This window comes from Variovorax sp. V93 (assembly GCF_041154485.1).
GTDB lineage: Bacteria > Pseudomonadota > Gammaproteobacteria > Burkholderiales > Burkholderiaceae_C > Variovorax > Variovorax beijingensis_A.
In genome coordinates this window covers 4405299-4425538 of the sequence record NZ_AP028669.1, presented here as the reverse complement: position 1 = coordinate 4425538, position 20240 = coordinate 4405299, and the positions used below count along the sequence as shown (strand labels likewise).

25 protein-coding genes are annotated in these 20240 nt (G+C 67.8%); 10 read left to right on the top strand and 15 right to left on the bottom strand.

The window, feature by feature from the left end; translation table 11 throughout:
* Positions 1-15: 15 nt before the first annotated feature.
* On the bottom strand, positions 16-297 hold the full coding sequence (locus ACAM54_RS20980) for an HU family DNA-binding protein (protein ID WP_369648831.1): 282 nt from the start codon (positions 295-297) through the stop codon (positions 16-18).
* A gap of 317 nt (positions 298-614) precedes the next feature.
* Here ACAM54_RS20980 and ACAM54_RS20975 point away from each other — a divergent pair, with 317 nt between their 5' ends.
* The 4 genes from ACAM54_RS20975 (at position 615) to ACAM54_RS20960 (ending at position 1794) form a co-directional block, all read left to right on the top strand.
* Positions 615-761, top strand: coding sequence for a hypothetical protein (locus tag ACAM54_RS20975; protein WP_369648830.1), 147 nt, complete (start codon positions 615-617; stop codon positions 759-761).
* A 100-nt stretch (positions 762-861) separates the two neighbouring features.
* Positions 862-1269, top strand: a complete 408-nt coding sequence (locus ACAM54_RS20970) for a hypothetical protein (RefSeq protein WP_369648829.1) — start codon at positions 862-864, stop codon at positions 1267-1269.
* A complete protein-coding gene (locus ACAM54_RS20965; protein WP_192322478.1) occupies positions 1262-1507 on the top strand; it encodes a hypothetical protein in 246 nt (81 codons plus the stop codon). Before ACAM54_RS20970 ends, ACAM54_RS20965 begins: the two co-directional genes overlap by 8 nt.
* A 29-nt stretch (positions 1508-1536) precedes the next feature.
* Positions 1537-1794 carry a general secretion pathway protein GspL gene (locus tag ACAM54_RS20960; RefSeq protein WP_192322641.1) on the top strand — a complete coding sequence of 86 codons (258 nt, stop codon included), beginning with the start codon at positions 1537-1539 and terminating at the stop codon, positions 1792-1794.
* Between the two features lie 34 nt (positions 1795-1828).
* Here ACAM54_RS20960 and ACAM54_RS20955 read toward each other — a convergent pair whose 3' ends face one another.
* From ACAM54_RS20955 to ACAM54_RS20940, 4 genes are all read right to left on the bottom strand, one after another.
* A complete protein-coding gene (locus tag ACAM54_RS20955) occupies positions 1829-3835 on the bottom strand; it encodes an AsmA family protein (RefSeq protein WP_369648828.1) in 2007 nt (668 codons plus the stop codon).
* Between the two features lie 187 nt (positions 3836-4022).
* Complete coding sequence (locus tag ACAM54_RS20950) at positions 4023-4469, bottom strand: universal stress protein (RefSeq protein ID WP_209536769.1); 447 nt, start codon at positions 4467-4469, stop codon at positions 4023-4025.
* Between the two features lie 131 nt (positions 4470-4600).
* A complete protein-coding gene (locus ACAM54_RS20945; protein ID WP_209536295.1) occupies positions 4601-5293 on the bottom strand; it encodes a response regulator in 693 nt (230 codons plus the stop codon).
* Entirely contained in the window at positions 5290-6876 is a 1587-nt protein-coding gene (locus ACAM54_RS20940; protein ID WP_369648827.1) for an ATP-binding protein, read from the bottom strand. Before ACAM54_RS20940 ends, ACAM54_RS20945 begins: the two co-directional genes overlap by 4 nt.
* Before the next feature lie 152 nt (positions 6877-7028).
* Between ACAM54_RS20940 and ACAM54_RS20935 the strand changes: the two genes are divergently transcribed.
* A complete protein-coding gene (locus tag ACAM54_RS20935; RefSeq protein WP_261380329.1) occupies positions 7029-7313 on the top strand; it encodes a hypothetical protein in 285 nt (94 codons plus the stop codon).
* Positions 7314-7646: 333 nt separating this feature from the next.
* Here the strand turns inward: ACAM54_RS20935 and ACAM54_RS20930 are convergent, their stop codons facing one another.
* From ACAM54_RS20930 to ACAM54_RS20920, 3 genes are all read right to left on the bottom strand, one after another.
* Positions 7647-8327, bottom strand: a complete 681-nt coding sequence (locus tag ACAM54_RS20930) for a response regulator (protein ID WP_369648826.1) — start codon at positions 8325-8327, stop codon at positions 7647-7649.
* 16 nt (positions 8328-8343) lie between these two features.
* Positions 8344-10746 carry an outer membrane protein assembly factor BamA gene (bamA, locus tag ACAM54_RS20925; protein WP_369648825.1) on the bottom strand — a complete coding sequence of 801 codons (2403 nt, stop codon included), beginning with the start codon at positions 10744-10746 and terminating at the stop codon, positions 8344-8346.
* Between the two features lie 74 nt (positions 10747-10820).
* Positions 10821-11489: a nuclease-related domain-containing protein gene (locus ACAM54_RS20920; RefSeq protein ID WP_369648824.1), complete on the bottom strand. Its 669-nt coding sequence runs from the start codon at positions 11487-11489 to the stop codon at positions 10821-10823.
* A 201-nt stretch (positions 11490-11690) separates the two neighbouring features.
* Between ACAM54_RS20920 and ACAM54_RS20915 the strand changes: the two genes are divergently transcribed.
* The 3 genes from ACAM54_RS20915 to ACAM54_RS20905 all read left to right on the top strand — a co-directional run bounded on the left by ACAM54_RS20915 (position 11691) and on the right by ACAM54_RS20905 (position 14507).
* A complete protein-coding gene (locus ACAM54_RS20915; protein WP_145744526.1) occupies positions 11691-12848 on the top strand; it encodes a porin in 1158 nt (385 codons plus the stop codon).
* A gap of 378 nt (positions 12849-13226) precedes the next feature.
* Positions 13227-13850: an ATP-binding protein gene (locus ACAM54_RS20910; protein WP_369648823.1), complete on the top strand. Its 624-nt coding sequence runs from the start codon at positions 13227-13229 to the stop codon at positions 13848-13850.
* A gap of 189 nt (positions 13851-14039) precedes the next feature.
* The gene (locus ACAM54_RS20905) at positions 14040-14507 is read left to right on the top strand and encodes a hypothetical protein (RefSeq protein WP_369648822.1); all 468 of its coding nucleotides are present in this window, start codon (positions 14040-14042) and stop codon (positions 14505-14507) included.
* Positions 14508-14518: 11 nt separating this feature from the next.
* Here ACAM54_RS20905 and ureG read toward each other — a convergent pair whose 3' ends face one another.
* From ureG to ureE, 3 genes are all read right to left on the bottom strand, one after another.
* The gene (gene ureG, locus ACAM54_RS20900) at positions 14519-15169 is read right to left on the bottom strand and encodes an urease accessory protein UreG (protein WP_369648821.1); all 651 of its coding nucleotides are present in this window, start codon (positions 15167-15169) and stop codon (positions 14519-14521) included.
* A gap of 18 nt (positions 15170-15187) precedes the next feature.
* The gene (locus ACAM54_RS20895; protein ID WP_209500747.1) at positions 15188-15859 is read right to left on the bottom strand and encodes an urease accessory UreF family protein; all 672 of its coding nucleotides are present in this window, start codon (positions 15857-15859) and stop codon (positions 15188-15190) included.
* Between the two features lie 65 nt (positions 15860-15924).
* The gene (gene ureE, locus ACAM54_RS20890) at positions 15925-16539 is read right to left on the bottom strand and encodes an urease accessory protein UreE (protein ID WP_369648820.1); all 615 of its coding nucleotides are present in this window, start codon (positions 16537-16539) and stop codon (positions 15925-15927) included.
* 64 nt (positions 16540-16603) lie between these two features.
* Between ureE and ACAM54_RS20885 the strand changes: the two genes are divergently transcribed.
* The gene (locus tag ACAM54_RS20885; RefSeq protein ID WP_093023691.1) at positions 16604-16828 is read left to right on the top strand and encodes an AbrB/MazE/SpoVT family DNA-binding domain-containing protein; all 225 of its coding nucleotides are present in this window, start codon (positions 16604-16606) and stop codon (positions 16826-16828) included.
* Positions 16825-17217, top strand: coding sequence for a type II toxin-antitoxin system death-on-curing family toxin (locus tag ACAM54_RS20880; protein WP_369648819.1), 393 nt, complete (start codon positions 16825-16827; stop codon positions 17215-17217). The genes ACAM54_RS20885 and ACAM54_RS20880 overlap by 4 nt, the downstream gene beginning before the upstream one ends.
* A 12-nt stretch (positions 17218-17229) precedes the next feature.
* Here the strand turns inward: ACAM54_RS20880 and ureC are convergent, their stop codons facing one another.
* From ureC to ACAM54_RS20860, 4 genes are read right to left on the bottom strand one after another with little or no spacing between them, the layout of a single operon-like run.
* Positions 17230-18948 carry an urease subunit alpha gene (gene ureC, locus ACAM54_RS20875; protein WP_369648818.1) on the bottom strand — a complete coding sequence of 573 codons (1719 nt, stop codon included), beginning with the start codon at positions 18946-18948 and terminating at the stop codon, positions 17230-17232.
* 3 nt (positions 18949-18951) lie between these two features.
* Positions 18952-19257, bottom strand: a complete 306-nt coding sequence (locus ACAM54_RS20870) for an urease subunit beta (RefSeq protein ID WP_126746995.1) — start codon at positions 19255-19257, stop codon at positions 18952-18954.
* 8 nt (positions 19258-19265) lie between these two features.
* Positions 19266-19865: a HupE/UreJ family protein gene (locus ACAM54_RS20865; protein WP_369648817.1), complete on the bottom strand. Its 600-nt coding sequence runs from the start codon at positions 19863-19865 to the stop codon at positions 19266-19268.
* A gap of 27 nt (positions 19866-19892) precedes the next feature.
* The gene (locus tag ACAM54_RS20860) at positions 19893-20195 is read right to left on the bottom strand and encodes an urease subunit gamma (RefSeq protein ID WP_015867014.1); all 303 of its coding nucleotides are present in this window, start codon (positions 20193-20195) and stop codon (positions 19893-19895) included.
* Between the last annotated feature and the right edge of the window lie 45 nt (positions 20196-20240).

Below are 20240 nucleotides of genomic sequence, written 5' to 3'. Positions count from 1 at the left end.
GCCCTCCAGGGATGATCAGCCCACCTGGTTGATGGCGTCCTTCAGCGCCTTGCCGGCCGCGAATTTCGCGCTCTTGCTCGCCTTGATCGTGATCTGCTCGCCGGTCGACGGATTGCGGCCGGTGCGCTCTGCACGGTTGGCCACGCTGAAGGTGCCAAAGCCGATCAGCTGCACGGTTTCGCCGCGCACCAGGGCGCGCGAGAGTTGTTCGAGCGCCGAGTCGAAGGCGCGGCCGGCGTCGGCCTTGCTGAGGTTGGTGTCTTCTGCGATGGCGGCGATGAGTTCGGTCTTGTTCAAAACAGGAATTCCTTTCGATAGAACATTTGTGAAAACCACGGAGGGTCGTACCCGAGTTTGACCGAATGCGGCGGCCGGATTCCCGCCTCGGCCTGCAGATGTGCTTCTAAATCTGCGGACCTGTGACGGATGTCCGCTTCGCGCATTCGTGAAGTACTGGGCAGAACGGAAGGCTGGTTACTGTTTCTCACGTAAACCAAAGCTGATCGTGAAGCATTTCCTGTCTAAATGTTAGTAATTCACATATCTTCTGGCCTCGCTGACGGCCAGGGCGCCCATCCCAAGCAGCGCCAGACAATTTCAACCAAGGAGTCCGCATGAAAAAAACAGCCGCCACCGTGATCTTCTCGTTTGTGATGACCTTGCTCCTGAGCGCTTGCGTCTACCCCGTGGTGGATCCGGGGCCAGGGCCGGGCAAGGGCGGTTTCTGCCCTCCTGGGCAAGCCAAGAAGGGCAACTGCTGACCCGGTGTTCTTGTGCAGCCTGCGCGGGCGGCAGTGCCGCGCGCCAGGCCTGCCTGAATCGAAAGCCCGATCCGGGCCGGGAACACGAAGCCGCCACCTCATGACTTCTGCATACACGCTCCGCCAGAACCGGATCGCGCTCGTGGACTCCGACGCCCTGCAGCGCCTGTGCACCGGCAGTTCGCTGAAAGCCATCGGCATCGACCACGCCTCCTTCGAGCATCTTCATGGCCTGATCGACGCCGCCCGTGAAGGGCGGCGCTTCGATGCGATTCTTCTTGGACTGCACGCGGATGCAGCGCCGGTCGTGGCGCTCATTGCCGACGTGTGGAGCGCGCTCGGCCAGCGTGTTCACGTGTTCTTCATGGCGCATCCGACCGAACTGCCCCACGCGCGGGAGGCGCTTTCGCGCTCGGCTGTCAGCGGATGGCGTTCGCAGGTGATTCTTTCCCCTGCGAGCGATGCCGAATTGCGCGCCGTCTTTCATGGCAAGGGATTCCATGCGTAGTCCGTTCCTCGGAGACCTGAGTCCGGACGAGCCGCCTCCACCGCCCGAGCGGCCGGTCTGGCTGGCCTTGCTGCCCGTGCTCCTGTACGTCCTGGCGGCCATTTCCTTCCTGGCCCTGGCCATGCGTGTGCCGAACATCGTTGCCGCGGCCCTGTTCGTGACCGCGGCCATCGTGTCGCTCGGGGCGGGCCTCATGCTCGGCCTGAGCCTGTGGCTCTTCCCGGAGCTTCCGCGCTAGCGTTCTCCTGCCGCTTCGCAATGACAACGATGAAGAAGCCCGAACCGTCGATCTTCCGCATCCAGGACTGGCGCGGAACCTTGATTGCCGCCCTGGTCGGCCTCCTGATCGTGATGGCCGTGGTCATGAAGTGGCTGGTCGAATTCCAGGTTTCGGCGGCGCAGGAGCGCCGCTCGCTCGAGGCGCTTGCCCGCCGGGCCGAGGCGCACTGCTTCGGACTCGCAACGCATCGCGCCACGCAGGCCTGCCTGGCGCAGCGTGCGGTCCAGGCCAATCTCGCAAAATAGAAAGTGCCTTGAGGTCCGCAGGTCCGCGGCGCCGCTAGCGTGCCTTGGGCTGCCTGCCGGCCTTCGGCTTCTGGCGCGCGGCAGCCTCCAGCGGCGCGCATTGCGCGAACTCCTGCGAGCCCATGTTCAACAGCGGCAGCAGCGCGGCAGCGGGCGCCACCGCGCCCAGCGCAATCGCCGAGCCCAGCTTGAGCGCCACGGCGCCCTTGTCGACGCCGACGTCGGGGTTCTTGAACGTGCCCTTGACGTACAGCGGCGAGCGCAGCGACAGCACGCGCAGCGCCTTGTTCCGCGGCTGGATCTCCAGCGCGAGCTGTTCCCTGGAAAGATCGATGAGCCCGGTCACGTTGACCACCGATTCGTCCGTGTCCAGCACGAAGGAGCGCGCCTGCATGACGCCCTGCGTCACCCTGAAGTCGCTCGCAAGGCAGTTCAGCTGGACCTGCCTGTCGCCGAACAGCTGGGTTGCCACCACGCTGCCGATGTTCAGCCCCATGGCCTCGAGCAGGAACTTGCTCACCGTGCCCTTGCTCACCAGCGCCTTCACCTCGCCGTTGGACGTGCCCAGCAAGGCCGCGACGGAGTTGCCGGAGGCGGAAAGCGCTGCGTCGCCGCCGACTTCGCCCAGGCTGGCCTGCAAGGTGTCGAGCGTTGGAAAGAGTTCCTTGATCCTGAGCCGGCGCGCCGACAGCTGCAGGTTGGCGCGGATCGGGTCCTGGCTGCCGTCGAGCCTGACCGTGGCGGCCAGGGTGCCGCCCGCCACGCCAAAGCTCAATGGCGTGAGCGAGAGCACGCTGTCCTTCAGATGAAGATCCGCCACCAGGCTGTCGATGGGCAGGTCCTTCGCATGGAGGATCTTGCGGCCGGCAAACTTGACGTCCGCATCGATGCTGCCCCAGCTTGCGGTGTCGAACTTCTCCACCGGCAGCACCTTGCCCGCCGGCTGGACGGCCGGGGCGCCCCGCTTGGCCTTGCTCGCGTTCGAATCGGCGCCGATCAGCGGCGCCAGGTCTTCCAGCCGCAGCTGGTTGGACTGCACCTGGCCGCGTAGCAGCGGCCGCGGCTGCTGCGCGACGTATTCCAGCGTGCCCGCAATGTCGCTGGCACCCACGCGGCCCTTGAAGTTCTCGTACAGCCAGCGTCCGCCGGCCTTGTCGAGCTTGCCGACCAGATGGCCTTCGGTGCTGAACGGCGGCGTGTTGGGCAGCGTGATGCCGGTGATGGGATACAGATGCGCCATGCTCGCGCCCGAAAGCTTGAGCCGAAGGTCCAGTGCCGCCAGCGCGTCGGGCTTGGTCAGCGTGCCGGCGATGTCGATGCGCGTGGCACCCACCTGCACGCCGGCCTGCAACGGATAGGGCTTCGTGTCCTGCTGCAGCGAGAGCACCGCGCCGGCCTTGCCGCTTCCCTTCACAGGCGCCTGGCGGAAGGTCCCGCCGAGCTTCCAGCCGATGCCATAGCCCTCGGCGCTTTCCGCGGGCAGGCTGTCGATGTCGACCTTGAGATCGAGCCTTGCGGTTGCATCGGCAAGCTTCACCGTGCCCTGGCTCAGCACCAGCCGCTGCAGGTCGAGCTTCCATGGCGAGGGCTCCGCGCCGCCGGCTGCCAGCGTCCAGTTGTTCTTGCCGTCCGCGGTGCGTTCGAGCGAAAGAACGGGGCCGGCGAGCTCGAGCGTGGGAATGCGGATCGTGTGGTTCAACAGGGGCAGCGGGTTCAGCGAGAAGCTCAGCTGCCTGATTTCGGCCAGGTGCGGGCCGGTCTTGCCCCAATCGGCATTGCCCAGTGTGATGTCCTGTGCGCTCAGCCTCGGCCAGGGCACCCAGCGGCGCCAGCCTGTTTCGGCTTCGGGGCTCGACCATTGCAGGACCAGGTCGCCGCGGATCGCGAACGGGCGGCCCGTCGCTTCGCTCACGCGCTGGTTGATCCATGGCCTGGCGCGGTTCCAGTCGAAGCTCAGGAGGGCCGCGATGCACAGCGCCGCCAGGGCCGACAGCAGAAGCAGGCCCCAGCCCACGGCGCGGGAAAACATCGATGATTTCATTTTCACTCCCTTGAAACGGCCCTTGCGCAATGCAGCCATTGCAGGGCACTGTACCTTCCGCAGCCCTGCGCGGGCTGCGAATGGCAGTCAGGGGATGAGTCGCCCCGGAACGGCGCGTTCACGAGGGCGGCCGATGCCTGCGCCCGATCGTGAAAAATTTCACTTCGAGCGCGCTTCGATCGGGCTTCTACCGCAGCACCAGCACCGGAATGTGCGAGTGGGTCAGCACATGCAGTGTCTCGCTGCCCATCAGCAGCCGCGCCAGGCTGCGCCGGCCGTGCGAGGCCATCACGATCAGGTCGCACTCCTGGTTCTTGGCCGTGGCGATGATGGCTTCCGCCACCTGGTTGGACTTCATGACGATGGCCTGCGCACTGCGCACGCCTCTGGCGATGGCGGCGTTCCTGACCGCATCGACCAGGCGCTGTGCGGACTGCTCCACCTGTTCCTGCGAGGCTTCGATTTCGCGCTGGTTCAGCACCATCGAGCCTTCGAAATAGCCATAAGGCTGGAGGTGCGCGACGGTGACGCTCACCAGTTCGGCACCCGCCAGCAGCGCCAGATCGATGGCAGTGGCGACCGCCTGCTCGGAGAGCGAAGAGCCATCGGTGGGGACGAGGATACGCTTGTACATGGCCGGCTCCTTGGCCCCCGGCACTGCGGGTGCCTTCGCATCTCAGTCTAGTTCCCGGGCATGGGCGCTACAAGCAAAGAAGCTGGGCTCCCGCCCCTAATCGCAAACGATGAGAGCGTGCCGATGCAGGCTCAGCCCTGCCCCGGCGCTTCCCACGCAAACCCCACGCCGTAGACCGAGCGGATCCAGTCGTGCGAGGGTGTGACGGCGCCGAGTTTGCGCCGCAGGTTCTTGACGTGGCTGTCGATGGCGCGCTCCGTCACGTCCATGGTGTCGTCGTAGGCCAGTTCGAGCAGGCGGGCGCGCGAGAAGATGCGGCCCGGATGCCGCGACAGCACCTGCAGCAGCCCGAACTCGCGGCGCGTGAGATTGAGCGGCGTGCCTTCGAGCGATGCGCGCCAGTGCACGTCGTCCAGCACCAGGCCGGACATGTCCTGGCAGGCCTGGCCGCGCGCCGCGGGCGGCTCGGTGCGCCGCAGCACGGCGCGCACGCGCGCCACCAGTTCGCGCGGGGAAAAAGGCTTGCAGACGTAGTCGTCGGCACCCAGCTCCAGCCCGAGCAGGCGGTCGACCTCCTCGATGCGCGCGGTGAGCATGATGATCGGATGGCTGGTGTGCTCCCGCGCGCGGCGCAGCACCTCGATGCCGTCGAGGCGCGGCAGCATGATGTCGAGCAGCGTGAGCTCGGGCGGCGAGGCGATGAGATGGTCGAGCGCGCTCTGGCCATCGGCGAAATGCGTGGTCTCGTAGCCGGCGTGGCGCAGGTAGTCCTGCACCACCGATGCGATGTCGAGCTCGTCTTCGACGATGACGATGCGGGTCATGGCGCTGCGCTCCGGGAGAGCGGAAGGGTGATGGTCACGCGCAGCCCGCCGAGCTCGGAGGACTGGGCATCGATGGTGCCGCCATGGACCTCGATGGCCGCGCGGCAGATCGACAGGCCGAGCCCCGAGCCGCCGAGTTCGCGGCTGCGCGAGGATTCGCCGCGGAACAGCCGGTCGAACAGGCGCGGCAATTCCGCATCGGGAACGCCCGGCGCGCTGTCGTCGAATTGCAGGGTCAGGCTGTTGCCCGTCCAGGCCCCGTCGACCGTGACGCCGATGCACAGCCGGCCGCCGGCATCGGTGTAGGTGAGCGTGTTCTCCAGCAGGTTCATGAAGACCTGGTGCAGCCGGTGCGCGTCGCCGTCGATCATCGGCTGGGCGCGCGCCGAGACACGGTCGATGGCGCTGCGGTCCACCGTGATGCCGCGCGCGGCGAAGCGGTCGCGCGTATGGTCGAGCGCTTCCTTCAGCAGCGAGAGCGGGAACACGGTGGTCGCGAGCAGGTCGCTCTGCGGCTCGCGCATGCTGCTGCGCAGATCGTCCACCAGCCGGCCGAGCCGGATCACTTGCCGGTGCAGCCGCAGCGCGGTGCGCTCGTCGAAGCTGCGCACGCCGTCCTGCAGGGCCTCGATCTCCGCGCGCATGGCGGCCAGCGGCGTGCGCAGTTCGTGCGCCGCATCGGCCAGCCAGGCGCGGCGCGAGGCCTCCACCGTGTCCAGGCGCTGCGCCATGTCGTTGAAGGTCTTGCCGAGCAGGGCGAGTTCGTCTGAGCCATGCACGGCCACGCGCGTGGACAGCCGCCCGCGCGCCACGTCCTGCGCTGCCTGCGTGAGTTCGTCGATCGGCCGGAACCAGCGGCGCGCCAGCAGCCACGACAGCATCAGCGCAAAGGCCAGCCCGCACAGGCCGGTGAGGGCGATCACGCCGGACTGGCGTGCGAGAAAGGCGCGGTCGGCCTCGCTCTCCAGGCCCTGCATCGGCGCGAGCACGAGGTAGCCGACGACCGAGCGGCCGTGGCGGATCGGCAGGCGCGCGGCATTCTCCGGGTCGACCTTGGCGCCGACCACGTGCGCGCCGTGCGCATCGACCACGCCCAGGCGCTGGAAGATCGAATCGGCGGCTTCGCGCGGATCGGGAAAGAAGCCCAGCGGCGGCGGCGGTGGAAAGCGCCTGGGCAGCAGCTCGAGCTGGGGAGAAGGCGGAGGAGGCGGCCGAGATCCATTCTCGGCGCCGCTTTCGGGGCCGTTGCCGGCTCCGCCCGGCCCGCGGTTCTCGTACCAGGGCGGGAGCCTTCTTTCGTCGGCATTGCTGGCGCCGTCGAGCACCGCGGCGAGCCGGCTCATCTGCAGGCGCTGCCAGGCATCGTCGTTGCCCTGCAGCTTCTTCCAGTCGCCGTTGGCCGCATAGTGCTTGAGCAGCAGCTGCGAGAGCCAGTCCATGCGCCGGATCTCGATCTCGGCCACGTAGGAGCCGAGGCCGCGCTGCAGCGCCACGATGGAAAGCCCGGCGAAGCTGAGCAGGAGCACGATCAGCAAGGCGGCCAGCGCCAGGAAGATCTTCCTGGACAGTGTCAGGCGCGGCATGGGCTCGGGAAATGCATGGCCGCATTCTGCGGCATGCGTTCGGGGCGGGGAGGCGTCATGGGAAGCGGCCGATCATGGCCGTGAATCGAGGAGGAAATTGGGAGAGCCGCCTCTCCCACATTTCTCCCGAATCGACCCGCACGATGCGTGCCATGAATCCGCTCACGCATCGACGCTCCCTGAGGAAGAAGGCCTGGCAGGCCCTTGTTGTCCCCGCACTCGCATGGGCGGGTCCGGGGTACTGCGCGCCGGTGCCCCCCTCGCCGTGGTCCTGGGCCGAGCTCTGGTCCGACCCCGGCATCGACACGCTGTTGCTGCTGCTGGCCGCGCTTTTCTGGGCGGTGGCGCATGTCTGGGCGCTGCTGGTCGTGTGGGCAGAGGCACGCGCCACGCGGTCGGCCGCGACCGGCGTCGCGGCGGGAAAAGAGAAACCATGACGGCACAGGGCAGCAAAGCCGAGGCCACCGGATGCTAAGGTCTCTCGCTCAGGAGCGAGGCACGCACAAGGGCCCTCGGGCCCCGGCGCAACTGAGCGCCGTCCGGCACGCCCGCGCCGAAGCTGCGGAAGACGGCGGGCTCATGCTGTCGCAGCGCCTCCTGGGTTTGCTGGCTTGCTGCGGCCTGGTGATCGGCGTCGTGGTGGCGGCGAGCGGCGGATGCGTCGCGGCCGCCCGGGTCCGCGCAGGCAGTTCGACTCTTTCCACGCTGGCGCCGATCATGGCGACCGACAGCCGGGCCGCCCGGCCGCCGCGCACCGCCTGTGTGCCGTCTCAGACCGGCCGTTCCTCGAAGGCGAAACCGACACCGTAGATCGAGCGGATCCAGCCGTGCGACGGGGATGCGGCGGCGAGCTTCCTGCGCAGGTTCTTGATGTGCCCGTCGACCGCGCGCTCGTTGACGTCGAGCGCGTCGGCGAACGCGGCCTCGAGCAGCGCGGAGCGTGAAAACACCCGGCCCGGCTCGCGCGAGAGCGCCTGCAGCAGGTGCAGCTCGCGGCCCGTGAGCGCGAGCGGCCGCCCCTCGATCCTCACGCTGTGGGCGCTGCCGCCGAACGCCACGGAGGGCGAGGGCATGGCGCTGCGCTGGCGCTGCGCATGCCGGCGCAGCACCGTGTTCACGCGCGCCACCACTTCGCGCGGCGAGAAGGGCTTGCACACGTAGTCGTCGGCGCCCAGGTCGAGGCCGCGCAGGCAGTCGGCCTCGCGCGTGCGGGCCGTCAGCACGATGATCGGATGGTCGCTGTGCAAGCGCACCTTCTCCAGCACCCGCAGGCCGCCGAGGCGCGGCAGCGCGGTGTCGAGCAGCGTGAGGGCGGGCGGTGAAGTGAGGATGCGGTCGAGCGCGGCCGCACCATCGGCGATGTGCTCCACATGGTGGCCGGCGCGCTGCAGGCCTTCGAGCAGCGCGGCGGCCATCTCGCGGCCTTTTTCGGCCAGCAGGATGCGGCTCATGGGTGGCTGCTCCGCTTCAGAACGACGTGCCGATCTGGAACTGGAAGCGCTGCGTCCGGTCGGCGGCAATGCCGTTGGCTTCGTCGAGCTTCTGGTACACGAGTGGCACCGCATAGGCCAGGCGCAGCGGGCCGAGCGGCGAAATCCAGCTGATGCCCACCCCTGCCGACGCGCGCAGGCGGTTCTGCGCCTTCCACTGCGCATCGGTCATGCTCGCGGTGCGCTCGGCGAACACGTTGCCGGCATCCAGGAAGGTGTAGAGCCGCAGCGACCGGTCATTGCCCGCGCCCGGGAACGGCGTGCTGAACTCCATGTTGAAGATGGCCTTGCGCGTGCCGCCGAGCGCGCCGCCCGTGACCGCATCGGTCGGTCCGAGCGAGTTCTGCTCGAAGCCGCGGATGGAGCCGAGCCCGCCTGCATAGAAGTTCTTGAAGATGGGATACGCGGTGCCGCCCAGCGCCTTGGCATACCCGAGCTGGCCGTTGATCGCCAGCGTGTACTGCTTGGAGAGGGCGAAGTACTGCTGGTACTGGTAGCTGCTCTTCAGGTAGCGCAGCTCGCTGCCCACGCCCACCTCGAGATTGGCGCTTTGCAGCCGGCCCTTCGTCGGCACCAGTGCGCTGTCGCGGTCGTCGCGCGCCCAGCCGATGGTCGCGGGAATGCCCACCATGTTCTTCGATGCGCACACCACGCTCGGCGCAGTGCCCGTGCACTGGAAGTAGTCGAGGTAGGCCTGCGGCGTGCCGGTGTAGACGTAGGAGCCGTCGACCAGCGTGTAGGCGCCGTTGGTGCCCGGCGTGAAGCTGTAGCGTTCCACGCCGATGCCGAGGTAGACCGTGTCCAGCTCCCCGAGCGGCAGCCCGAAGCGCACCGAGGCGCCGTCGCTCGCGAGCTTGTAGTTGCCGTCCGCCTCGTAGTAGGGACGGGTGGTGTTGTGGAACACGTTGAAGGTGCGCGAGATGCCGCTCGGCGTGAAGTACGGGTCGGTGGCGGTGAGGGAGATGGTGCGGTTGTACGAGCTCGTGTTGACCTGCAGGCCCAGGTAGTTGCCCGTGCCGAATACGTTCTCCTGCGTGATGCCGAAGCTCAGCGAGACCTTGTCGGTCGACGAGTAGCCTGCACCGAGCTGCAGCGAACCAGTGGGCTTCTCGGTCACGTTGACCGCCAGGTCGACCAGGTCGGGGGACCCCGGCACCTCGGTGGTTTCGACATTCACGTCGGTGAAGAAGCCGAGGCGGTCCACGCGGTCGCGCGAGAGCTTGATCTTGTTGCCGTCGTACCAGGCGCCCTCGTACTGCCGGAATTCGCGGCGGATGACTTCGTCGCGCGTTCTTGCGTTGCCTCCGATGTTCAGGCGCCGCACGTAGGCGCGCCGCGATGGCTCCGCCCGCAGCACCAGCGTGACGCGGTTGTTGTCGCGGTCGATCTCGGGCTCTGCCTTGACGCGTGCGAAGGCATAGCCGAAGGTGCCGAAATAGTCGGTGAAGGCCCGGGTGGTGGCGCTCACGTCTTCGCCGTTGTAGGGCTGGCCCGGGCGGATCGCCACGAGCGACTTGAACTCGTCTTCGCGGCCCAGGTAATTGCCCGAGAGCTTGACGCCGGCCACCACGAACTTCTGCCCTTCGGTGATGTTGACCGTGAGCGTGAGCGCCTCCCGGTCCGGCGAAATGGCGACCTGCGTGGAATCGATGCGGAACTCGAGATAGCCGCGCGTGATGTAGAAGGAGCGCAGCGTCTCCAGGTCGCCGTCGAGCTTGCTGCGCGAATACTGGTTCGACTTGGTGTACCAGCTCAGCCAGCCGCCGCTGTCCTGGTCGAACAGGTCGAGCAGGGTGCTTTCGCCGAAGGCCTGGTTGCCGACCACGCGCACTTCCTTGATGCGCGCGGACTCGCCCTCGGTCACGGTGAAGGTCAGGTTGACGCGGTTGCGCTCCAGCGGCGTCACGGTGGTGACGACCTGGGCGCTGTAGAGGCTGCGGCCGATGTACTGCCGCTTGAGCTCCTGCTCCGCGCGGTCGGCCAGTGCCTTGTCGTAGGGCTGGCCCTCGGCCAGGCCCACGCCGCGCAGCGCCTTCTGGAGCGCGGCCTTGTCGAACTCCTTGGTGCCGACGAAGTCCACGTCGGCAATCGAGGGGCGCTCCTCGACGATCACCACCAGCACGCTGGCGTTGACGTCGATGCGCACGTCCTTGAAGAGGCCGAGCTCGAACAGCGATCGGATGGCCGCGCTGCCGCGGTCGTCGCTGTAGGTGTCGCCCGCCTTGATGCCGAGCGTGGCAAAGACCGTCCCGGGCTCCACGCGCTGCAGACCCTCGAGCCGGATGTCCCTGACGGTGAACGGATCGGCGGCCCAGGCGGGAGCGCATGCAAACGAGATGGACAGTGCGGCAAGGGCGGATGCGGTCTTGAAAGGATTCATCGCCGCATGGTCCCTGCCAAAGTCGGAGAAATCTGGGACGCCCTGCGCCCCGCGGGGGCGTGCCCGAGGCGCAGCTACTGCAGTCCGATGCCGGCGGCCGCGGCGGCCCCCGTGCCGTTCCAGCGCGTGGAGATCTGCGCGCTTCTCTCGCGGCAGTTCTGCATGTGGTCGTCGAGCGAGAGGCGGCCCTGGATGTCGAGCAGCCGCTGTGCGGTGCGGTCGATGGCGTCGGCATCCAGCAGCGGATAGGTGCGCGCAGTGCGGCCGTTGTTGCGTACCAGGCGCGCAATGTAGGGCAGGTCCTGCTGCGTGATCACGGCGGCGGGCATCACGCCTTCGAGCTCGATGCCCTCGCAGGGCAGCAGCACGAAATACTGCAGCCGCAGGTCGTCGCTCAGCAGGCTTCGCAGCTGCGTGGTCTTGCGGCCGCCCTGCCATGCGGGATCCTTCACCTCGCGCGCCCGGCTGCAGCCCTGCAGCCGCAGGAACCAGCGCGGCGGCGCTGCCTCCGATTTCTTGCGGTAGACGAAGGCATTTCGCCAGGCCTTGATCTCGAACAGGTAGACGCCGGTTTCGCACACCAGCACCGCATCGATCATGGCGGTGCGCACCGCACTGCCCTCGGGCATCGGGATGATCAGGTTGCGAAGAATGCGCAAGTGGGAAAAGGCCGGGCTGAATGCGCTGGCGAGCTGCTGCACACCCAGCGAGGCTGCGATGGTGTTCTGCAATGCAATGGTCATGTCGGGCTCCTTCGGGTGCCGAGCATTGCGTGCCATTTGGGAGATTTCTGGTACGAGGCCGTGCACGGCCGAGGGGCTTGGGCGTGCGCACAAACAACAGTCGATGCAAAGCAGGCCGCATCGACCAGATTCCTCCAAATTTGAACGGGACCATCCGTCCAGCTGCTCGATGAAGAGCTGCTGAAAACCGGAGAAACCTGAATGAAGAAACCCCTCACGGCACTCGCCGCGCTGGCCGTTGCCGGCCTGGCCTCTGCCCAATCGTCCGTCACGTTGTTCGGCGTCATCGATGCCGGCGTGACCTACCAGTCGGCCACCTCGCGCGATGCGGCCACGGGCCTGAGCTCGAAGCAAAGCAAGTGGAGCCTCGCCAACTCCGGCTACAACTCCAGCCGCATCGGCTTCCGTGGCACGGAAGACCTGGGCGGGGGGCTGGCCGCCAGCTTCTGGCTCGAAGCGCCGATCACCAACGACGACGGCGCCACCGGCATCTCCACCTTCAACCGCCGTTCCACCGTGAGCCTTTCGGGCGGCTTCGGCGAGTTGCGGCTGGGCCGCGACTACACCGCCACCTTCTGGAACGACACGGTCTTCGATCCGTTCGGCACCAACGGATCGGGCTCCAGCGTGATCAACACCGTGAGCGGCAGCACCGGCCTGAACAACGCCAATTACGCGCGTGCCAGCAACATGGTCGGCTATTTCCTGCCGCCGAACCTCGGCGGCTTCTACGGCCAGCTGCAGTACAGCCTGAACGAGAACACCAAGACCAGCGCCACCGACACCACGGCCGCAACCAGCAGCAGCGCGGGCCGCTATGTCGGCGGCCGCTTCGGCTATGCGAACGGGCCGCTCGACGTGGCGCTGTCGATGGGCGAGAACGTCGCCGTGGACACCACTTCGCTGACCCGCAAGGTGCAGACCATCAACCTCGGCGCGTCGTACGACTTCGGTCCCGTCAAGCTGTTCGGCGAACTCTCGAACGTGAAGAACAAGTTCGATCTCGCCGCCGGCAACAGCCACGACAGCTACAACGGCTACCTGATCGGCGCGAGCATGCCGGTGGGGGCGGGCCTGATCCGCGCGTCGTACTCCACCGTGCGCTACAACGAAGGCGCCGTCGGCATCTCGGGCGAAGATCCGCGCGCGCAGAAGCTGGCCATCGGCTATGTGCACAACCTGTCGAAGCGCACAGCCCTGTACGCGACGGTGGCGCGCGTGAACAACCGCAACGATGCGGCCTACACCGGCAGCCTGAGCGCCGCGAGCACCACGGGCTACGGCAGTGCCGGCGTCAGCTACACGGGCCTGCCGCGCTCGTCCACGGGCTACGACTTCGGCATCCGGCACGCGTTCTGACGACAGGCCGTGTGCGGCGGGGCAGCGCAGTGCGCAGCCCCGCTGCATGCGCCCGTGACCTTGTTCATGAGTTTCAAATGACCAGAATCCATCACCTGGCGGGCTTGCTCGCCGCTGTCGGCCTGTCCAGCTGCATCATGCTTGCGCCACCGCCGCCCCATGGCCCGCCGCCTGGCTGGAGCGGGCATCCGGGTTTTCGCGGCGAAGCGCCGCCAAGGCCGCCAATGGCCGCATGGGATGTGTGCGCCGGCCAGGCCGAAGGCGCGCGCCCGGTGCTTCCGGGTCCTCGCGCCGACAGCTTGTCGGGGACTTGCGAACGCGGTCCCGGCGGTGCGCTGGAGTTCCGGCCGTCGCAGGGGCGTTGAAGGCGCACGAGCCATGTATTCAAGCCATCTGGGCCTGGCCATTGCCATCGTCGTTGCACTCGGCCTGGCCGCGGTACTGGCCTTCATCGCCTCCCTGCTCGTTTCCAACCTCAAGGCCGGCGCGCAAGCGCGCGAAATGGCCGCGCAGGCCCGGCGCGAAGCGCAGCAGAAGATGCGCGAGAGCAGCATGCAGGACCTCCGGCCGCTTCTTGCGTCGCTGCGGAGTCTCGAAGGCTCCGAAGGCGCGTCCGGCTGGCCCATCCGCTTCGACATCCGGGTTCCGCACGAGGTGGTGCCTGTGTTCGGCATCGAAGCCGAACTGGAGGAACTGATTTCCAAGGTCGCAGGGTATGCGGCAAGGGTGATGTCCCCCGGGGCCACGCTGCAGGTCTCGGCGCGGATGGAAAGCGGCCAGGCCGTCGTCCATTGGAGGGATCTCGACGCCTCCGACGCGAGCCCGCCGCTGGCGCGCTTCCTCGAGGCGACCCAGGCCGTCGGCCATGCCAGTGCGCGCGTGTGCGAGCGCATTGCCAGCCGCCACGGCGGGCGCATCTATGCGGCGCCGCACGCGGGCGGCACGCTGGGCCTGACGCTGCGCCTGCCGCTGCCCGGACGGGCGGCATCGGTGGCGGGCTGAGCGCCGGGCTCTGCGCAAGCCGCTTGCGCGAGGGCCATTCGATCCCGCCCGGAACGGGGGGCTTCGCTCGCGCGATACTTGCGACTGTCCTGGCCGCCAGTGTTTCTTCCTGTTCCGATGTCGAAGCTGCGATTCGTTGTTCTCTTGTCTTCTCCCGGCCTTGTTGTTCGCACGCTCGCCGTCGGGGCAATGGTTTTCGCTGCCGGGGCGCTGCATGCGCAAGCCTTGCCGCCCGGTGTGCGGCTCGGCATGACGGCCAGTGAACTGCAGGCCGCGATGCCTGCGGTCGAGCGCGTGCAGCGGCCGCAGCGGCTCGCAGGCGGCCTGATCGGCAGCTGGCAGGCGGCACCGGTCTCGATGGCGGGGCTGGTGTTCGAGCCGACCTTCTTCTTTGCCGATTCGCAGCTGCGGCGCGTCGAGTTCCTCGCATCCGCGCAGGCCCTGCCTGACGGCGGTGCGGCCGCATTTGCCGAACTGCTTCGATGGGGACGCGGGGCTTTCGGCGGCGAGCTGGTGTCGAACGATCCGGGCACCGCCTACGCGGCGTGGACGAGCGCAGACGCCGACGTCTACCTGCAGCACGTGCGCGACGCGCACCGTGCGAGCGTGCGGCTCGTCTACAAGGCGCGGCAGGTCCGCGACGGCAGCGAGCTCTGAAGGGAAGCGGCTCAGGCCGCGTTGAGCATGCCGCGCTTCTCGATGAACGCCACCACCTCGGCCACGCCGGTGTGGGTCTTGAGGTTGGTCATCACGTAGGGGCGCTGGCGGCGCATGCGCTGCGTGTCCTGTTCCATCACGTCGAGGTTCGCGCCGACGTAGGGGGCGAGGTCGGTCTTGTTGATGACGAACAGGTCGCTCTTGGTGATGCCGGGGCCGCCCTTGCGCGGAATCTTCTCGCCGGCCGCCACGTCGATCACGTAGATCGTCAGGTCCGACAGCTCGGGGCTGAAGGTGGCCGCGAGGTTGTCGCCGCCCGATTCGACGAACACCACGTCGGCATCGGGAAAGTCCTCGAGCATGCGGTCGATGGCCTCGAGGTTGATGGAGGCATCTTCGCGGATGGCGGTGTGCGGGCAGCCGCCGGTCTCCACGCCCATGATGCGTTCGGCGGGCAGGGCACCGGCCACGGTCAGCAGGCGCTGGTCTTCCTTGGTGTAGATGTCGTTGGTGATGGCGACGAGGTCGTACTTGTCGCGCATGGCCTTGCAGAGCATCTCGAGCAGCGTGGTCTTGCCCGAGCCGACCGGGCCGCCGATACCCACGCGCAGCGGCGGCAGTTTCTTGGTGCGGTGGGGAATGTGGTGCAGGGCGGAGGTCATGAGGGTTGTCCGGTTCGATCAGCTTCGGAAAAGGCGGGAATATTGTGTTTCATGGCGGGCCGACAACACGGCCAGCAGGGGCGCAAAGGCCTGGCGCTCATCGTCGCAGAGGCTTGTCGCGCGCTCGACGGCGGCGGGAATCTCGTTGGCGAGCCGCGCCAGGATGCGCTGGCCCGCGCTCTGGCCCAGCGGCACGGCCTTGACGGCCGCGGCCACCATGTTCTCGGCCCAGCCGAAGGCGAAGGCCAGGCAGCCGTCGTGTGCCGAGGCACCGGTGCGGCTCGCGGCAAAGGCAAAGGCGATGGGATAGCTCGCGGGCAGGTCGGCAAAAATGGCAGCTGTGTCGCCGTGGTGCAGCTTGAGCCATTCGACAAAGGAGCGGCCCATCTGCTCGGTCTGCAGGAAGAATTCGGCCGACTCGCGGGTGGTCATCACCCATGTGTTGAGTTCGCGGATGCGCGCCGCATCGCCCGCGCGCCAGGCCGGGATGGCTTGTGCCACGAGCGCGAGGTCGCCGCGCGCGAAGCTCAGGTGCAACTGGTCGGAGAGCCACTCGATGGCCTTGGCTTCCGAATCGATGCCGGCCCATTCGACGGCCGCCTCGACGCCTTCCGAATAGGAAAAGCCGCCGACGGGCAGGGCCGGGGAGGCGAGCCAGATGAGCTGCAGGAGGCTGCGGGCGTCGGGCATGTCAGCTTTTCGCCGCGCGCTGTGTTGTGGGGTGCTCGCGGCGAAACAACAAGCAGGATCTCATTTCAGTGAGAGTGCCCGTGATGGCCGTGGCCGTGATCGTGCGAATGGTCATGGTCATCGAGCAGTTCCGGTGCGAGCACGAGCGGCTTCGGGCCTTTGCTGCCGCCGTGCGCGTGGCCATGGTCGTGCGCGTGATCGTGGCCGGCGCCGTGCGAATGCTCGTGCGAGCCATAGGCGCCGCCCTCGGGCTCGAAGGCTTCCTCGACTGCCACGACGATCAGGTGCATCGAACGCAGCATGTCGGCCAGCACATGGTCGGGCTCGATCTTCAGGTGGTCGGGCTTGAGCTCGATCGGCACGTGCCGGTTGCCCAGGTGATAGGCCGCGCGCGTCAGGTCGAACGGCGTGCCGTGGGCCGTGCAATGCGTGATGCGCAGCACCGGCTGCGGCGCCGCGATGACGCGGACCAGCGAGCCGTCCTCGGCCACCAGCACGTCGCCGCCGCGCACGGCGGTGCCGCGCGGCAGGAACACGCCGATCTGCCGGCCCTGCGAATCGGTGGCGTCGAAGCGGCTTTTCTGGCGCACGTCCCAGTCGAGTTCGACGGTGGCGGCGCGCTTGAGCAGCACGGGCGCAAGGCCGCGGCCTTGGGGCATGAGTTTGTTGGCGGTGAGCATGGGGACTTGCTTTCAGCAGGAAGACGCCGATAATATAACGTCTGTTATAACTTTGGAGCCCTTCATGTCGGCACTCAAATTGACCCAGATCGGCAACTCCGTCGGGGTGATTCTTCCCAAGGAAGTGCTGGCGCGGCTCAAGGTGGAAAAGGGCGATACGCTGTTCCTGACCGAGGCTGCCAATGGCGTCACCCTGACGCCGTACGACCCCGATGTCGAAGAACAGCTGAAGCTGGGCCGCGAATTCATGCGCGAATTCCGCGACACCTTCCACCAGCTCGCCAAATGAGCGCCTGGCGCTGGATCGACAGGCGCACCCTGATCCTGTTGCATGACGAAAGCCTCGCCGAGCACGGCGGGGCCTCGGGCCTGCGCGACGAAACGATGTTGCAGTCCGCACTGGCACGCCCGCTCCACCTCGTGAGCTACGGATCGCCCGACGTGGCCGACCTCGCGGCGGCCTACGGCGTGGGACTGGCCAAGAACCATCCGTTCGTCGACGGCAATACGCGCGCGGCCTTCCTGTCCGTCGGTCTGCTCCTTGCCCTGAACAGCCAGCGGCTGGTGGCCACGCAGGCCGAGGCCACGCTGGTGATGCTCGACGTGGCCGCCAGCGCCGTGGACGAAAGCAGCTTTGCCAGCTGGATCCGTGGCCACATGGCACCCCGTTCGGCCTGAGGCCTGCGGCATCTAGAACAGAAAATACCGCTGCGTCAGGGGTAGCTGCACCGCCGGATCGCAGGTCAGCAGATGTCCGTCGGCGCGCACCGCATAGGTCTGCGCATCGATCTCCATCTTCGGCGTGTAGCCGTTGTGGACCAGGTCCTTCTTGCGCACGTTGCGGATGTTCTTCACCGCGCTCAGGTGCTTCGAAAGGCCGTAGCGCTCCTTGATGCCCGCGGCCAGTCCGGCCTGCGAGACGAAGGTCAGCGAGCTCCTGGCCAGCGAGCCGCCGTAGCTGCCGAACATCGGCCGGTAGTGCACCGGCTGCGGCGTGGGGATCGACGCATTGGGGTCGCCCATGGCGGCCATGGCGATGGTGCCGCCCTTGATGAGGGTGAAGGGCTTCACGCCGAAGAAAGCGGGTTTCCAGATCACGATGTCGGCCCACTTGCCGACCTCGATCGAGCCCACCTCGTGCGCGATGCCGTGCGAGATGGCGGGGTTGATCGTGTACTTGGCCACGTAGCGCTTCGCGCGGAAGTTGTCGTTGCGCTCGTTGTCTTCGGCGAGCTTGCCGCGCTGCAGCTTCATCTTGTGCGCCGTCTGCCAGCAGCGCAGCACCACTTCGCCGACGCGGCCCATGGCCTGGCTGTCGGAGCTGAACATGCTGATCGTGCCCAGGTCGTGCAGCACGTCCTCGGCGGCGATGGTCTCCTTGCGGATGCGCGACTCGGCAAAGGCCAGGTCCTCGGCAATGCCGGCGTCCAGGTGGTGGCACACCATGAGCATGTCGACGTGCTCGTCGAGCGTGTTCACCGTGTAGGGCATGGTGGGGTTGGTGGAGGAGGGCAGGAAGTTCTCCTCGCCCACCACGCGCAGGATGTCGGGCGCATGGCCGCCGCCCGCGCCTTCGGTGTGGAAGGCGCAGATGGCGCGGCCGCCCACGGCCGCGATGGTGTTCTCGACGAAGCCCGATTCGTTGAGCGTGTCGCTGTGGATCGCCACCTGCGTGTCGGTGGCGTCGGCCACGTCCAGGCAATTGCTGATGGCCGAAGGCGTGGTGCCCCAGTCTTCATGCAGCTTGAGTCCGATCACGCCGGCCTCGATCTGCTCGTGCAGCGCATCGGGCAGGCTCGCGTTGCCCTTGCCGAGGAAGCCCAGGTTCATCGGGAACGCATCGGCGGCCTGCAGCATGCGCTCGATGTGCCACGGGCCGGGCGTGGCGGTGGTCGCGAAGGTGCCGGTGGCGGGGCCGGTGCCGCCGCCCAGCATGGTGGTGATGCCGGAGGCGAGTGCTTCCTCGATCTGCTGCGGGCAGATGAAGTGGATGTGGCTGTCGATGCCGCCGGCCGTGACGATGTTGCCCTCGCAGCTGATGATCTCGGTGCCGGGGCCGATGACGATGTCCACGCCCGGCTGCACGTCGGGGTTGCCGGCCTTGCCGATGGCGGCGATGCGCCCGTCCTTCAGGCCGATGTCGGCCTTCACGATGCCCCAGTGGTCGAGGATCAGCGCGTTGGTCAGCACCGTGTCGACCGCACCCTGGGCCCTGGTGCGCTGCGACTGCGCCATGCCGTCGCGGATCGTCTTGCCGCCGCCGAACTTCACTTCCTCGCCGTAGCCGCCGGCGCGCAGCGTGTAGTCGGCCTCGACCTCGATGACGAGCTCGGTGTCGGCGAGCCGCACCCGGTCGCCCACGGTGGGTCCGAAGATCTCGGCGTACGCACGCCGTCCAATCGTTGCCATGGCTTAGAGCTTTCCTTGAACGAGGCCGCGAAAGCCGTAGACGACGCGGTCGCCCGAAAAGTCGACGAGTTCGACCGTGCGCTGCTGGCCCGGCTCGAAGCGCACCGCGGCGCCCGAGGCGATGTTCAGCCGCATGCCGCGCGCGGCCTCGCGGTCGAAGCCGAGCGCGCCGTTGGTCTCGGCGAAGTGGTAGTGCGAGCCGACCTGGATCGGCCGGTCGGCGGTGTTCTGCACCACCAGCGTGAGGGTGCGGCGGCCCGGGTTGAGCGTGTGCTCGCCGTCGTCGGTGAAGAGTTCGCCGGGGATCATGGCCCGCCTCAGATGGCCTGTGCCAGCAGCGTTGCGCCCAGGCCGAGCACCGCGGCGCCGGCCATGCGCGGCAGCCATGCGTTGGCGTGGCGCAGCGCCCAGCCTGCGGCGATGCCCGCTGCGTGCAGCAGCATGGTGGCGCCGACCATGCCGGCCAGCGTGAGGGCGGCGCCGTCTTCTCTGGCCAGTTCGTGGCCGTGCGCCACGCCGTGGAAGACGGCGAACACGCCCACCAGCGCCGCGGCCGCTGCGGCCGGCAGGTGGATGCGCGTGGCCACCAGCAGGCCCAGCACCAGCAGCGAAGCCGCGATCATCGGTTCGACCGCCGGCAGCTGCACGCCCGCCAGCCCCATCAGCGCGCCCACGAGCAGCATGCCCGCGAAGGCCAGCGGCGCCCACAGCAGGTCGGGCCAGGCGCGGCGCGCGGCCAGCGCGCTCCAGAGGCCGACCGCGACCATGGCCGCGAGATGGTCGGCGCCGGTCAGCGGGTGCAGGAAGCCGGTGGCAAAGCCGTGGTGCACGCCGCCGTCGGCGCCGGTGTGGGCGCCGGCCGCGAGCGGCAGCAGCATGGCAATGAGGGCAAGGGTCTTGGAAGCGTTGTGGCGCATGGCAGGCTTTCTTGTTCTGGAGGGCGATCAGACGATGGGTTGGTGGACGGTGACCAGCTTGGTGCCGTCGGGAAAGGTGGCTTCCACCTGGATGTCCGGGATCATCTCGGCGATGCCGTCCATCACGTCGGCGCGGGTGAGCACGGTGCGGCCTTCGCTCATCAGCGCCGCGACGCTCTTGCCGTCGCGCGCGCCTTCCATCACGGCGGCGGAGATCAGCGCGACGGCTTCGGGATAGTTGAGCTTCAGTCCCCGCGCCTTGCGGCGTTCGGCCAGCAGTGCTGCGGTGAAGATCAGCAGCTTGTCTTTTTCGCGCGGGGTCAGTTCCATGGGAGGCGGCTTCGGGTGGCGGGGAGGTCGGCCATTATTGGGCAG